Here is a 13,793-nt window from a genome sequence, read left to right on the forward strand (position 1 = left end):
GATGTATACAGCGATGAACCCGTTAATTATCAAGTTAGGTGGCGTGTTATTAGACAGTGAAGAGGCGCTGGAGCGTCTGTTTACCGCACTGGACAGCTACCGTCAGCAGCATCAGCGCCCGTTGGTGATCGTCCACGGCGGTGGTTGTCTGGTGGATGAGCTGATGAAAAAGCTTTCCCTGCCGGTGGTGAAGAAGAATGGCCTGCGGGTGACCCCGGCCGATCAGATTGACATTATTACCGGCGCGCTGGCCGGCACCGCCAACAAAACCTTGCTGGCGTGGGCCATCAAGCACCAGATTAACGCGGTCGGCCTGAGCCTGGCAGACGGTGGCAGCGTCACCGTCACCCCGCTGGATCCGGCGCTGGGCCACGTGGGCAATGCGCAACCGGGTTCCCCGTTGCTGCTCAATACCCTGCTGGCTGCCGGTTACCTGCCGGTGATCAGTTCCATCGGTATCACCGCCGATGGGCAGTTAATGAATGTGAACGCCGATCAGGCGGCGACGGCTCTGGCCGCCACCCTGGGTGCGGATTTGATCCTGCTGTCGGATGTCAGTGGCATCCTCGATGGAAAAGGGCAACGCATCGCAGAAATGACGGCGCAAAAAGCGGAACAACTGATTGCCCAGGGCATCATCACTGATGGTATGGTGGTGAAGGTGAATGCGGCGCTCGATGCGGCCCGCACCCTCGGTCGCCCGGTAGATATCGCCAGTTGGCGCCATGCCGATCAGCTTCCTGCACTGTTTAACGGCGTGTCAATTGGCACCCGGATCCTCGCTTAAATTTAGAATTAAAAAGGAAAAGACCATGCAAAACCAAGGCATCAAAAAAATCGTTCTGGCGTACTCTGGCGGTCTGGATACTTCGGCCATCATTCCCTGGCTGAAAGAAAACTACGGCGGCTGCGAAGTGGTAGCCTTCGTGGCGGATATCGGCCAGGAGCGCGGCGATCTGGAAGGTGTAGAGCAAAAAGCCCTGCAATCCGGTGCCTCTGAGTGTCACGTGGTTGATCTGCGTGAAGAATTCATCCGTGACTACGTTTACCCGGTACTGCAGACCGGCGCCCTGTATGAAGGCAGCTATCTGCTGGGTACCTCCATGGCGCGCCCGATTATCGCTAAAGCACAGGTTGAACTGGCGCTGAAAGTCGGTGCTGACGCACTGTGCCACGGCGCAACCGGTAAAGGTAATGACCAGGTGCGTTTCGAAACCACCTATACCGCACTGGCCCCACATCTGAAAGTGGTTGCCCCTTGGCGTGAGTGGAACCTGCGTTCCCGTGAAGCGCTGCTGGACTACCTGAAAGAGCGCAACATCCCGACCACTGCGTCGCTGGAAAAAATCTATAGCCGTGACGAGAATGCCTGGCACATCTCTACCGAAGGCGGCGTGCTGGAAAGCCCGTGGAACGCACCGAACAAAGACTGCTGGGTCTGGACTGTAGACCCGCAGGAAGCGCCGGATCAGCCTGAGCAAGTGACCATCACCGTAGAAAAAGGCTGCGTAGTGGCCGTTAACGGTAAAGCTCTGAGCCCGTACAAATGTCTGGAAACCCTGAACGTGCTGGGTGCCAAGCATGGCGTGGGCCGTATCGACATCGTAGAAAACCGTCTGGTGGGCATCAAATCCCGTGGTTGCTACGAAACCCCGGGCGGTACCATCATGGTGGCGGCACTGCGCGGCGTTGAGCAACTGGTGCTGGATCGCGACAGCTTCAAATGGCGTGAGCAACTGGGCCTGGAAATGTCTTACGTGGTGTACGATGGCCGCTGGTTTGCTCCGCTGCGTCGTTCACTGCAGGCCTCCGCCGAAGCGCTGGCCGAAGAAGTTAACGGCGAAGTGGTGTTGCAGCTGTATAAAGGCCAGGTGACGGCGATTCAGAAGAAATCCGCCAACAGCCTGTATTCCGAAGAGTTCGCGACCTTCGGCGAAGATGAAGTTTACGATCACAGCCACGCGGGCGGTTTTATCCGTCTGTTCTCACTCTCTTCACGCATTCGCGCGCTGAACGAGAAAAAGAACAAGTAACTTAGTAATTATTCGGCGTGACTTGATAGGGGCGCAGCATGCTGCGCCCCTATTCGCATAAAAATCAGGAGTAAGGTATGGCACTTTGGGGCGGACGGTTCAGTCAGGCGGCAGATCAGCGGTTCAAACAATTAAACGATTCTCTGCGCTTCGATTATCGCCTGGCGGAACAGGACATTGTGGGTTCGGTGGCCTGGTCGAAAGCGCTGGTCACCGTCAACGTATTGACGGCAACCGAGCAGCAGCAGCTTGAGCAGGCGTTGAACGGGCTGTTGGCGGAAGTGCAGGCCGATCCGCAGGCGATTGTCAGCAGCGATGCGGAAGATATTCATAGCTGGGTGGAGCAGAAGCTGATCGACCAAGTCGGCGATCTGGGCAAAAAATTGCACACCGGTCGTAGCCGTAACGATCAGGTCGCGACCGATCTGAAATTGTGGTGTAAACAGCAGATTGGCGATTTGCATCAGGCCATTGTGCAACTGCAACAGGCGCTGGTGGAAACCGCCGAAGCCAATCAGGACGCAGTGATGCCGGGCTATACCCACCTGCAGCGTGCGCAGCCGGTGACTTTTGCCCACTGGTGTTTGGCCTATGTGGAAATGCTGGCGCGTGACGAAAGCCGTTTGCAGGACACGCTGAAGCGCCTGGATGTCAGCCCGCTGGGCAGCGGTGCGCTGGCTGGCACTGCCTATCCGATCGACCGTGAACAACTGGCCGGTTGGCTGGGCTTTGCTTCGGCCACCCGTAATAGTCTCGACAGCGTTTCCGACCGCGACCATGTGCTGGAGTTGCTATCCAATGCCTCCATCAGCATGGTGCACCTGTCGCGCTTTGCCGAAGACCTGATTTTTTTCAACAGCGGCGAAGCGGCATTCGTCGATCTGTCTGACCGTGTGACTTCCGGCTCATCGCTGATGCCACAGAAGAAAAACCCGGATGCGCTGGAGCTGATCCGTGGCAAATGTGGCCGCGTGCAGGGTGCATTGACCGGAATGATGATGACGTTGAAAGGCCTGCCGTTGGCATATAACAAAGACATGCAGGAAGACAAGGAAGGGCTGTTCGACGCGCTTGATACCTGGATGGATTGCTTGCAGATGGCTGCGTTGGTGCTGGATGGGATTCAGGTGAAACGCCCGCGTTGTAAAGAAGCGGCGGAGCAGGGCTACGCCAACTCGACCGAACTGGCGGACTATCTGGTCGCCAAAGGCGTGCCGTTCCGTGAGGCGCACCATATCGTCGGTGAAGCGGTAGTGGAAGCCATTCGTCAGGGCAAGGCGCTGGAAGCCCTGCCGTTGACTGATTTGCAGAAATTCAGCGCAGTGATTGGCGACGATGTGTACCCGATCCTGGCACTGCAATCCTGTCTGGATAAGCGCTCAGCCAAAGGCGGCGTTTCTCCTCAGCAGGTCGCCAGCGCGATCGCCGCAGCGAAACAGCGTTTGGCTTAATTAGGTTACTCAATATCAAGGGCGCAGTTCATAGGCAGAACTGCGCCCTTTGTTTTTGGCCGGATTACTCGCCCGGGCAGCGCTGGCAGCGTTCGGCCTCGGCCTCGCCCAGTTTTAGTTTGGCCTGCAGATCGCGCAGTGCGGTGCGCAGGCCTTCTTCGATCACCGGATGGTAAAACGGCATGTCCAGCATCTGGTTGATAGTCATTTGCTGTTGGTGTGCCCAGGCCAGCAGATGGGCGATATGCTCAACGTCCGGGCCCATCATCTCTGCACCGAGGAAACGCCCGGTACCCTGTTCGCCGTAGACATGCAGGATGCCCTTATTGCGCAGCATCACGCGCGAGCGCCCCTGATTCTCGAACGACACCTCGCCGACTTCAAAACAACCACAGGCGCTAAATTTCTCGCTCAATTCGCGAAAGGTAGAGCCGACCATGGCAATTTGCGGATCGGAGAAGACTACCGAGATCGCGCTGCGGCGCAGGCCTGGGCTGACTTCCGGGAAGCTGCCGGCGTTGCTCCCGGCAATACGTGCCTGATCGCTGGCTTCATGCAACAGCGGCAGTTGGTTGCTGGCGTCACCGGCGATAAAGATGTGCGGAACGCTGGTTTGCATCGTCAGGCGATCGGCCAGCGGCACTCCTCGGGCATCCAGCTGCAGGCCGGTATTCTCCAGGCCCAGATTATCGACGTTTGGTCGGCGACCGGTGGCGGCCAGTACATAATCCACCATGATCTCCTGCGGCTTGCCGTGTAAATCCTGATAACGGATAAACACTTTGTCGCCTTCGCGCTGCATCATCTCCACTTTCACATCGGCATCAAGATAGAACTCTTCACCCAGGGTTTTAGCGGCGTAGTTGCGAACTGCGCTGTCAGTCAACGGGCCGACGGCGCCGCCAACGCCAAACACTTTGGTCTCTACCCCGAGACGATGCAGCGCCTGACCCAGTTCCAGGCCAATCACACCTGGCCCGAACACTGCCACCGACTGTGGTAAATCATCCCAGTTGAAGACGTCGTCATTGACGATCAGTCTGTCACCCAGTGCATTCCAGGGCGCGGGCCAGCTTGGGCGGGAACCGGTGGCGATAACAATGCGCTGCGCCACGATGCGCGTATGTTCATCCACCTGTAGGGTGTTGTCGTCGATAAAACGGGCGTAGCCGCTAATTTTGTCGGCCGCTGGGATCTCGTCGACACCTTCCAGCACAAAGCCGACGAAGCGGTCGCGTTCGCGTTTGACGCGGTCCATCACTTCACGACCATTAATGGTGGTTTTGCCCGCGGGATACACGCCAAAGCCCGGCGCCCGCTCGATTTGATGCACCGCCTCGGCGGCGGCGATCAGTAACTTGGATGGCATGCAGCCAACGCGTGCGCAGGTGGTGCCGTAGGCCCCGCCCTCAATCATCACTACACTGGGGGTCGAAAGCTTGGCGGCGCGATAGGCGCCCAGACCGGCGGTGCCGCCACCGATAACGACGACGTCAACATTCAACTGTTTCATATCCACTCCTGAAAGCTAAAAAAAGGGCGGGCCGGAGCCCGCCAAAAGTTCACGTTGGCTTTGTTATTACTTATAAATCAGGCTGACAGGAAGGTTTCCAGGTCATCGCTACCGCCAATATGACGGCCGCCGATGAACACCTGCGGTACCGTGGCACGGCCGCTGACGGCGCGCAGGCTGACGGTAGTCGCGTCCTGACCCAGTACGATCTCTTCATACTGGATGCCACGATCCTGCAGCATTTGTTTGGCTTTGGCGCAGAACGGGCAGCCCGGCTTGGTAAACAGCGAAACCGACTCCTGCACTTTGAATTCTGGTGCCAGATATTTCAGCATGGTGTCGGCGTCAGACACTTCAAACGGGTCGCCCGGCTTGTTGGGCTCGACGAACATTTTCTCTACTACGCCATTACGCACCAGCATCGAATAACGCCATGAGCGTGGGCCGAAACCCAGATCGGCTTTCTCGACCAGCATGTTCATGCCTTTGGTGAATTCACCGTTGCCGTCCGGCACGAAGGTGATGTTTTCAGCATGTTGATCGGCTTTCCAGGCGTTCATTACGAAGGTGTCGTTCACCGAGACGCACAGGATGCTGTCAACGCCATGCTGTTTGAATACGCTGGACAGCTCGTTGTAGCGCGGCAGGTGGCTGGAAGAGCAGGTCGGAGTAAAGGCACCTGGCAGTGAAAACACGATAACGGTTTTATCTTTAAACAGGTCGTTGGTCGTTACATCGATCCATTGGTCACCCTGACGGGTGTGGAAGGTGACCTGAGGAACTTTTTTGCCTTCTTGACTGGTAAACATGAATTAACCCCTTAATTAGGAAAAATAATTTTTAGCTTTCAGCGTTATGCCGCTTTGATGGGACACATTATTGCCGCCGGGGGTTGATAGATCTAATCGCTCATTGCTATCTTATCTATCGCCATGAGCTATCGTGGTCTGGAGGGAAACAATGAATATTCGTGATTTAGAGTACCTGGTCGCCTTGGCCGAGCACCGGCATTTCCGCCGTGCCGCCGATTCATGCCATGTTAGCCAACCCACGCTCAGTGGGCAGATCCGCAAGCTGGAAGACGAACTGGGTGTGATGTTGCTCGAACGCACCAGCCGCAAGGTGTTATTTACCCAGGCGGGCCTGTTGCTGGTGGAGCAGGCGCGTACCGTGCTGCGCGAAGTCAAAGTTCTGAAAGAGATGGCCAGCCAACAGGGCGAAGCCATGTCCGGGCCGCTGCATATCGGCCTGATCCCGACCGTTGGGCCTTATTTGCTGCCGCAGATCATCCCTACGCTGCATAAAACCTTTCCCAAGCTGGAAATGTACCTGCATGAGGCGCAAACCCAACAGCTGCTGGCGCAACTCGACAGCGGTAAACTGGACTGTGCGATCCTGGCGCTGGTGAAGGAAACCGAAGCCTTTATCGAAGTGCCGTTGTTTGATGAGCCAATGAAGCTGGCGGTGTACTCCGATCACCCATGGTCGCAGCGCGACCGCGTGGCGATGCCGGATTTGGCAGGGGAAAAACTGCTGATGCTGGAAGATGGCCACTGCTTGCGCGATCAGGCAATGGGCTTTTGCTTCCAGGCCGGTGCCGACGAGGATACCCATTTCCGGGCGACCAGCCTGGAAACGCTGCGCAATATGGTTGCGGCAGGCAGTGGTATTACGTTGCTGCCGTCATTGGCGGTACCGCCACAGCGTGAGCGTGACGGCGTGTGCTATCTCGACTGTTACAAACCTGAACCCAAGCGCACCATTGCGCTGGTGTACCGCCCCGGCTCTCCATTGCGCAGTCGTTATGAGCAATTGGCCGAGGCGATCCGCGAGCACATGCAAAACTACCTGGGTACCACGCTAAAACAGGCGGTTTAAGCCGTTCAGCGCTGCCACCCGGTAGGCTTCGGCCATGGTCGGATAGTTGAAGGTCGTATTAACGAAATACTCGATAGTATTGCCTTCACCTTTCTGTTCCATGATCGCCTGACCGATGTGAATGATCTCCGCCGCACGCTCACCGAAGCAGTGGATCCCAAGGATCTGCAGGGTGTCGCGATGGAACAGGATCTTCAGGCTGCCGACGTTCATCCCGGCAATCTGCGCACGCGCCAGATGTTTGAACTGGGCGCGGCCCACTTCATACGGCACCTTCATCGCCGTCAGTTCCTGCTCGGTTTTACCGACGGAGCTGATTTCCGGAATGGTATAGATACCGGTAGGGATGTCTTCAATCAGATGCCCGCTGGCTTCGCCGGAGGCAATTGCCTGCGCAGCAATACGGCCCTGATCGTAAGCGGCAGATGCCAGGCTCGGATAACCAATTACGTCACCCACGGCATAAATGTGCGACAGCGCAGTCTGGTACATGCTGTTCACTTTCAGCAGGCCACGGCTGTCTGATTCAAGACCGACGTTCTCCAGCCCCAGTGAGTCCGTGTTACCGGTACGGCCGTTGGCATACAGCAGGCAGTCCGCTTTCACTTTCTTGCCGGATTTCAGGTGAACAATCACGCCGTCGTCGGTGCCTTCGATCTTCTCGAACTCTTCGTTGTGACGGATCACCACGCCGTTGTTCCAGAAGTGGTAAGACAGCGAGTCCGACATTTCCTGGTCGAGGAACGCCAGCAGGCGATCGCGGGTGTTGATCAGATCGACCTTCACGTTCAACCCACGGAAGATAGACGCATATTCGCAGCCGATAACCCCGGCGCCGTAAATGATCACGTGGCGCGGTTCGTGGTTCAGTTCGAGGATTGAATCGCTGTTGTAAATGCGCGGATGGTTGAAATCGACGCTTGACGGGTTGTAAGGGCGCGAGCCGCAGGCGATAACGATATGATCGGCGCGGATGGTGTCCTGGGTGCCGTCCATATAGCTGACGCTGACGGTGTTGGCGTCGATAAAGCGTGCATCGCCGGCAAACAGCTTGCATTGGTTACGCTCATAGAACCCTTGGCGCATCCGGGTTTGCTGGTTAATCACGTTATCGGCATGGCGCAAAATATCAGGGAATGTCGCGCTGAGCGTGCGTGAATTGTTATAAAGCGGGTTCTGGTTGAATTCGATAATGCGGCTAACGGCGTGGCGGAGGGCTTTGGACGGGATGGTACCCCAGTGGGTACATCCGCCGCCTACGTTATTGTACCGTTCGATAACGGCCACGCGGGCGCCCTGTTTCACCAACCCCATAGCGGCACCTTCACCACCAGGGCCCGAGCCAATAACTATGGCATCAAATTGATAGTGCTGTTGCATAGGGGAGAGACCTGTCTTATACAAAATTACAACGGTATCTTAACATCATAGCGCTGAGTGCCCAATCACCATTAGGCTTTTTGAGGCAAAGCACAAATGGTGCAGGCGGAAACTGTGACAGGGCGCGTTTGTATAAATGCTGTTGCAATAAAATTTGCTATATTGCCGGGTCTACGGCGTTAGACTGACAAAATGGATCTTATCTGGATATGCATATGGGCGTCAGAGCACAACAAAAAGAACGGACTCGTCGTTCCCTCATTGAGGCGGCCTTCAGCCAGCTAAGCGCCGAACGCAGCTTCGCCAGCCTGAGCCTGCGTGAAGTCTCGCGTGAAGCGGGCATCGCACCGACGTCATTCTACCGTCACTTTCGTGACGTGGATGAGTTGGGGCTGACCATGGTTGATGAGAGCGGCCTGATGCTGCGGCAACTGATGCGCCAGGCGCGTCAGCGTATTGCCAAGGGCGGCAGCGTGATCCGCACCTCTGTCTCCACCTTTATGGAGTTTATCGGCAATAATCCCAACGCCTTCCGCCTGCTGCTGCGTGAGCGCTCCGGTACTTCATCGGCCTTCCGTGCGGCGGTAGCGCGTGAGATCCAACATTTTATCGCCGAACTGGCAGATTACCTCGAGCTGGAAAACCATATGCCGCGCAGTTTTACCGAAGCGCAGGCTGAAGCTATGGTGACCATCGTATTCAGCGCCGGTGCTGAAGCGCTGGATATCGATATCGAACAACGGTGTCGTCTTGAGGAACGTTTAGTGCTGCAACTGCGGATGATTTCCAAAGGTGCTTATTATTGGTATCGCCGCCAACAAGAAAAAGCTTCTGTATCCCACGTATAAAAGGTAGAAAGCGATGGAAAAACCAAGCCGTGAGAATGGCACCTTACTGCTGGCGTTGATTGCCGGCCTTTCGATCAACGGTTCGTTCGCCGCGCTGTTCAGCTCGGTGGTGCCGTTTTCGATTTTCCCTATCCTGACTTTGGTGTTGGCGGTTTACTGCCTGCATCAGCGTTATCTGCACCGTGCGATGCCGGACGGCATGCCCAAGCTGGCCGCAGCGACCTTCCTGTTGGGGGTGTTGTTGTACAGTGCGATTGTCCGTGCCGAATACCCGCAGATTGGCTCCAACTTCCTGCCGGCTATTGTTTCCGTGGCGCTGGTGTTCTGGATTGGTATCAAGCTGAAAGCGCGTAAGGCGCTGGATGAGAATACGACGGCCTGAAGGGTGTAAAGCAGGGGCGCAGCAATAATAGCGCCCCTGTCAGATTAAACGCGTTTTTCCAACAGCACGCCGCATTCCATATGATGGGTGTACGGGAACTGATCGAACAGTGCCAGGCGGCTGATACTGTGGGTTTCCTGCAGGGTCTCCAGATTGGCGCACAGCGTTTCCGGGTTGCATGAGATATACAAAATACGCGGATAGGCCTGCACCATTTTCACCGTTTCATCGTCCAGCCCACTGCGTGGCGGATCGACGAAAATGGTTTCACAGTTATAGCTGCTTAAATCAATATCTTTCAACCGATTAAACTCGCGTACTCCGTTCATGGCTTGGGTGAAATCCTCCGCTGCCATACGGATAATCTGCACGTTATCGATCTGATTGGCCGCAATGTTGTACTGTGCCGCCGCGACCGAAGGTTTGGCGATTTCGGTAGCCAGCACCCGCTCGAAGTTACGCGCCAGTGCCAAAGAGAAGTTACCGTTCCCGCAATACAGCTCCAGCAAATCGCCTTTAGAGCCGGTGGTCACGTCCAGAGCCCACTCCAGCATCTGTATATTCAGTGCCGCATTCGGCTGGGTGAAGCTGTTTTCCACCTGGCGATAGATCATGTCGCGGCCGGCAACCGGCAGCACTTCGTCTACATAATCCTGATCCAGCATGATTTTCATTTTAGACGCGCGGCCAATCAGCTGCAGGTCAAAGCCCTGCGCGCGCAGATCATCACGCAGCTTTTCTGCCTGCTGCTGCCATTCGTCGTCCAGCTTGCGGTGATACAGCAACGAGGCGATGATTTTGCCGCTGCGGGTCGACAGGTAGTCAATCTGGAACAGCTTGCGGCGCAGAATAGGCTCTGGCTTGATGGCGGCGATCAGTGCGCTCATCAGGCGGTTAATCAATTCGCTGGCGGCAGGGAACTTGTCGACGCGGATGCGTTGTTTGGTCTGCTGATCAAACATGATGTGGTACATCTCGTCTTCATCATGCCAGATGCGGAATTCGGCGCGCATGCGGTAGTGGCTTACCGGCGAGCGGAACACTTCCGGCTCGGGTGCCGTGAACGGTGACATCAGCGTTTTCAACCGGGCAGTTTTCTCCGCCAGTTGGTCATCGTAACGTTCAATAGGCAAATTCTCGGGCGTCATGTTTCTTCTCGTCAGGCAAAATTGATCAGCGGAGATTGTAGGGAATCAGTCCGTGAAGTCCAGTTTTGTCGTGTTTATTATTTGTAACATTGGTAGCAGTCTAGACATCTATTTACATTGATCGTAGCATTGTCGTCCGGCCTCAAGCAGCGAGTGAAAAGGGAATCCGGTTCGAATCCGGAGCTGACGCGCAGCGGTAAGGGGAAGTCACGGCGATAGCGTTTACGCAGACACTGTCCATTGCAGGATGGGAAGTCATCGCCCGGTGCAGGTAGCTCACTGGCCACCCGCAACTCCCAAGCCCGAAGACCTGCCGGTGTTACGTCGCAATGCCCGTGGCCGTCGCGAAATACCGGCCATGTTCCTGCGGCATCCGCCAATTAAGTTTGGATGCTTTTTCATGACAATTACAAAAAATACACTGCTGGCGGTGGTTTCTTCGATCACGGCTTTTTCTGGATGGGCGCAAGACAACACCACAGCCAAGAACAGCGATGACCTGGTGGTTTCCGCCAACCGTTTTCCACAGCCGGTTTCTTCCGTGCTGGCACCCACTTCTGTCGTCACCCGCGATGATATCGACCGCTGGCAGGCAAAAAGCCTGACCGATGTGATGCGCCGCCTGCCGGGCGTAGATGTGTCGCAAAATGGTGGTCTGGGGCAAGCCAGTTCGCTGTTTATCCGCGGTACCAACTCCAGCCATGTCCTGGTACTGATTGACGGCATTCGTCTGAATCAGGCGGGCGTCAGTGGTTCTTCCGACCTCAGCCAAATTCCGATCTCGCTGGTGCAGAAAGTCGAGTTTATCCGTGGACCGCGTTCGGCGGTCTATGGCTCCGATGCCATCGGCGGTGTGATCAACATTATTACCACTCGTGAAAAAAACGGGACTACGCTTTCTGCCGGCATGGGGTCAAACGGCTATCAGGCCTATGACGCCTCTACCCAGCAACAGTTGGGCGACAGCACGGTGGCGACCCTCGCCGGCAACTATACCTATACCAAAGGGTATGACGTGGTGGCGAATCTGCCAGACAGCTTCGGTAACCCGGCGCAAACTGACCGCGACGGTTTCATGAGTAAATCTCTGTATGGCAGCATAGATCATAAGTTTAATGAGGCTTTCAGCGGATTCGTTCGCGGCTACGGTTATGACAACCGTACGGCTTATGATGGTAATTACAGTTATTCCGACCCGGCACATTCAGACGCACTGCCGGATACCCGCCAGCTGTATAGCCAAAGTTGGGATAGCGGCCTGCGTTACCAGGACGGTATTTATGCCACTCAATTGATTGCCAGCTATAGCCACAGTAAGGACTATAACTACGATCCCAAGTATGGCCCTTATTCTGCCTCTGCAACTTTGGATGATTCCACCCAATACAATGTGCAGTGGGGTAATACCTTCCAGGTTGCCAATGGCAATATCAGTACGGGTGTTGATTGGCAGGATCAGAAAATAGAGCCAGGCACGGCTTACATTACCGACAGCAAGAGTCAGCGTAATACCGGGCTTTATCTGACGGCACAGCAGCAGATCGATTCCTTTACTCTGGAAGGGGCGGTGCGGGGTGATGATAACTCGCAATATGGCTGGCATGGCACTTGGCAAACCAGTGCTGCGTGGGAGTTTGTTGAGGGTTATCGTGCCATTGCCTCCTACGGGACTGCGTTTAAAGCACCGAATCTGGGACAACAATACGGCAGCTTTGGCGGCAACCCGGATTTGAAGCCAGAGGAAAGCAAACAGTGGGAAGGGGGCTTTGAAGGATTGACTGGGCCGGTGACCTGGCGTGTCACGGGTTATCGTAACGATATAGACAACCTTATTAGCTATGCATCCAGCGGCTCTGGTTCTGCTTATTACAACGTTAATCAGGCAACCATTAAAGGCGTTGAAGCTACGGCTTCCTTTGATACCGGGCCGTTGACCCACCAGATTGGCTATGACTATGTTGATCCACGCAATGCCAAAACCAACGAAGTTCTGCTCCGTCGTGCCAAGCAGCAGGTGAAATATGAGCTGGACTGGCAGGTCTATGATTTCGATTGGGCCGTGACCTACCATTATCTTGGGGAGCGTTATGATGGCGACTACAGTGGTTACACTACGCGCACGGTCAAACTCGGCGGTGTCAGCCTGTGGGATCTCGCAGTTTCGTATCCGGTCACATCTCATCTGACAGTTCGTGGTAGAATCGCCAACCTGTTTGATAAAGATTATGAGACGGCTTATGGCTACGCTACTCCAGGAAGAGAATACTACCTCACTGGAAGCTATACCTTCTAACACCACCGCGAAGGCCCGTCCGACGGTGCTGGTATTTGATTCCGGCGTCGGCGGGTTATCGGTGTATCAAGAGGTTCGGCAATTGCTGCCGGACCTCCACTATATATACGCTTTCGATAATGTGGCGTTTCCCTACGGTGAGAAATCCGAAGAGTTTATTGTTGAACGCGTGCTGGAGATTGTCAGTGCGGTGCAGCAGCGCCATCCTCTGGCGATAGTCATCATCGCTTGTAACACCGCCAGTACCGTATCCTTACCGGCCCTGCGTGAACGCTTTACCTTCCCGGTCGTGGGTGTGGTACCTGCCATCAAACCTGCCGCCCGTCTGACCGCCAATGGCGTCGTCGGCCTGTTGGCTACCCGCGGTACCGTCCAGCGCACTTATACCCATGAGTTGATTGCCCGCTTCGCCACCGATTGCAAGATAGAGCTATTGGGGTCCTCAGAGCTGGTGGAACTGGCAGAAGCCAAACTGCATGGCGAAGCCGTACCGCTGCCAACGCTGAAGAAAATCCTGCATCCATGGCTGAGCATGCGTGAGCCGCCGGATACTGTCGTGCTCGGCTGCACCCACTTCCCTTTATTAGCAGAAGAGTTAATGCAGGTATTACCTGAGGGAACCCGGCTGATCGATTCCGGCGCGGCAATAGCCCGTCGCACCGCCTGGTTGATCTCGACACAGGAAAATCTGGTGTCTACGCAGGAAGATAATCTAGCGTATTGCATGGCGTTAAATGAAGACACTGACGCTTTATTGCCCGTTCTGCAGGGATATGGCTTTAAATCGTTGAAAAAACTGCCTGTTTAAGGCTGTTTTGGTCAAACATTCAACGGTCAGAAAAAATATTGAAATTAGGGGTTGCGGCG

At 55.4% G+C, this 13,793-nt stretch carries 12 protein-coding genes and 1 riboswitch; of the genes, 8 read left to right on the forward strand and 4 right to left on the reverse strand.

What is annotated here, in order from left to right:
- Positions 1-13: 13 nt before the first annotated feature.
- From argB to argH, 3 genes are all read left to right on the forward strand, one after another.
- Positions 14-787, forward strand: coding sequence for an acetylglutamate kinase (argB, locus tag FCL49_RS23725; protein WP_153858464.1), 774 nt, complete (start codon positions 14-16; stop codon positions 785-787).
- 25 nt (positions 788-812) lie between these two features.
- Complete coding sequence (locus tag FCL49_RS23730) at positions 813-2,033, forward strand: argininosuccinate synthase (RefSeq protein WP_174355369.1); 1,221 nt, start codon at positions 813-815, stop codon at positions 2,031-2,033.
- 77 nt (positions 2,034-2,110) lie between these two features.
- Positions 2,111-3,484 (forward strand): argininosuccinate lyase, encoded by a 1,374-nt coding sequence (gene argH / locus FCL49_RS23735; protein WP_174355370.1) that lies wholly within the window; start codon positions 2,111-2,113, stop codon positions 3,482-3,484.
- Positions 3,485-3,548: 64 nt separating this feature from the next.
- Here argH and FCL49_RS23740 read toward each other — a convergent pair whose 3' ends face one another.
- Together FCL49_RS23740 and FCL49_RS23745 are read right to left on the reverse strand one after the other, a co-directional pair.
- Positions 3,549-4,997 (reverse strand): dihydrolipoyl dehydrogenase, encoded by a 1,449-nt coding sequence (locus FCL49_RS23740; RefSeq protein WP_174355371.1) that lies wholly within the window; start codon positions 4,995-4,997, stop codon positions 3,549-3,551.
- A gap of 77 nt (positions 4,998-5,074) precedes the next feature.
- The gene (locus FCL49_RS23745; protein ID WP_174355372.1) at positions 5,075-5,806 is read right to left on the reverse strand and encodes a glutathione peroxidase; all 732 of its coding nucleotides are present in this window, start codon (positions 5,804-5,806) and stop codon (positions 5,075-5,077) included.
- 151 nt (positions 5,807-5,957) lie between these two features.
- On the opposite strand from FCL49_RS23745, the gene oxyR reads away from it, so the two are divergent.
- Positions 5,958-6,875 (forward strand): DNA-binding transcriptional regulator OxyR, encoded by a 918-nt coding sequence (gene oxyR / locus FCL49_RS23750; RefSeq protein ID WP_012147449.1) that lies wholly within the window; start codon positions 5,958-5,960, stop codon positions 6,873-6,875.
- On the opposite strand, the gene sthA is transcribed toward oxyR, so the two are convergent.
- Positions 6,858-8,255 carry a Si-specific NAD(P)(+) transhydrogenase gene (gene sthA, locus FCL49_RS23755; RefSeq protein WP_012147448.1) on the reverse strand — a complete coding sequence of 466 codons (1,398 nt, stop codon included), beginning with the start codon at positions 8,253-8,255 and terminating at the stop codon, positions 6,858-6,860. The genes oxyR and sthA overlap by 18 nt on opposite strands.
- Before the next feature lie 215 nt (positions 8,256-8,470).
- Between sthA and fabR the strand changes: the two genes are divergently transcribed.
- Together fabR and FCL49_RS23765 are read left to right on the forward strand one after the other, a co-directional pair.
- Complete coding sequence (fabR, locus tag FCL49_RS23760; protein WP_174355373.1) at positions 8,471-9,103, forward strand: HTH-type transcriptional repressor FabR; 633 nt, start codon at positions 8,471-8,473, stop codon at positions 9,101-9,103.
- Between the two features lie 13 nt (positions 9,104-9,116).
- Entirely contained in the window at positions 9,117-9,485 is a 369-nt protein-coding gene (locus FCL49_RS23765) for a YijD family membrane protein (protein ID WP_174355374.1), read from the forward strand.
- 44 nt (positions 9,486-9,529) lie between these two features.
- On the opposite strand, the gene trmA is transcribed toward FCL49_RS23765, so the two are convergent.
- Positions 9,530-10,633, reverse strand: coding sequence for a tRNA (uridine(54)-C5)-methyltransferase TrmA (trmA, locus tag FCL49_RS23770; RefSeq protein WP_174355375.1), 1,104 nt, complete (start codon positions 10,631-10,633; stop codon positions 9,530-9,532).
- A gap of 124 nt (positions 10,634-10,757) precedes the next feature.
- Positions 10,758-10,965, forward strand: a riboswitch (cobalamin riboswitch).
- Positions 10,966-11,033: 68 nt separating this feature from the next.
- Here trmA and btuB point away from each other — a divergent pair.
- Complete coding sequence (gene btuB / locus FCL49_RS23775) at positions 11,034-12,926, forward strand: TonB-dependent vitamin B12 receptor BtuB (RefSeq protein ID WP_174355376.1); 1,893 nt, start codon at positions 11,034-11,036, stop codon at positions 12,924-12,926.
- Entirely contained in the window at positions 12,871-13,734 is an 864-nt protein-coding gene (murI, locus tag FCL49_RS23780) for a glutamate racemase (protein WP_135318486.1), read from the forward strand. The genes btuB and murI overlap by 56 nt, the downstream gene beginning before the upstream one ends.
- The last annotated feature ends 59 nt before the right edge of the window (positions 13,735-13,793 follow it).

It is taken from the genome of Serratia proteamaculans (assembly GCF_013337185.1).
GTDB lineage: Bacteria > Pseudomonadota > Gammaproteobacteria > Enterobacterales > Enterobacteriaceae > Serratia > Serratia proteamaculans_D.

What these genes read in the sequence shown, in the direction of transcription:
- argB (WP_153858464.1), top strand. Translation starts at nt 14, where the DNA reads ATGAACCCGTTAATTATCAAGTTAGGTGGCGTGTTATTAGACAGTGAA.
- FCL49_RS23730 (WP_174355369.1), top strand. Translation starts at nt 813, where the DNA reads ATGCAAAACCAAGGCATCAAAAAAATCGTTCTGGCGTACTCTGGCGGT.
- argH (WP_174355370.1), top strand. Translation starts at nt 2,111, where the DNA reads ATGGCACTTTGGGGCGGACGGTTCAGTCAGGCGGCAGATCAGCGGTTC.
- FCL49_RS23740 (WP_174355371.1), bottom strand. Translation starts at nt 4,997, where the DNA reads ATGAAACAGTTGAATGTTGACGTCGTCGTTATCGGTGGCGGCACCGCC.
- FCL49_RS23745 (WP_174355372.1), bottom strand. Translation starts at nt 5,806, where the DNA reads ATGTTTACCAGTCAAGAAGGCAAAAAAGTTCCTCAGGTCACCTTCCAC.
- oxyR (WP_012147449.1), top strand. Translation starts at nt 5,958, where the DNA reads ATGAATATTCGTGATTTAGAGTACCTGGTCGCCTTGGCCGAGCACCGG.
- sthA (WP_012147448.1), bottom strand. Translation starts at nt 8,255, where the DNA reads ATGCAACAGCACTATCAATTTGATGCCATAGTTATTGGCTCGGGCCCT.
- fabR (WP_174355373.1), top strand. Translation starts at nt 8,471, where the DNA reads ATGGGCGTCAGAGCACAACAAAAAGAACGGACTCGTCGTTCCCTCATT.
- FCL49_RS23765 (WP_174355374.1), top strand. Translation starts at nt 9,117, where the DNA reads ATGGAAAAACCAAGCCGTGAGAATGGCACCTTACTGCTGGCGTTGATT.
- trmA (WP_174355375.1), bottom strand. Translation starts at nt 10,633, where the DNA reads ATGACGCCCGAGAATTTGCCTATTGAACGTTACGATGACCAACTGGCG.
- btuB (WP_174355376.1), top strand. Translation starts at nt 11,034, where the DNA reads ATGACAATTACAAAAAATACACTGCTGGCGGTGGTTTCTTCGATCACG.
- murI (WP_135318486.1), top strand. Translation starts at nt 12,871, where the DNA reads ATGGCTACGCTACTCCAGGAAGAGAATACTACCTCACTGGAAGCTATA.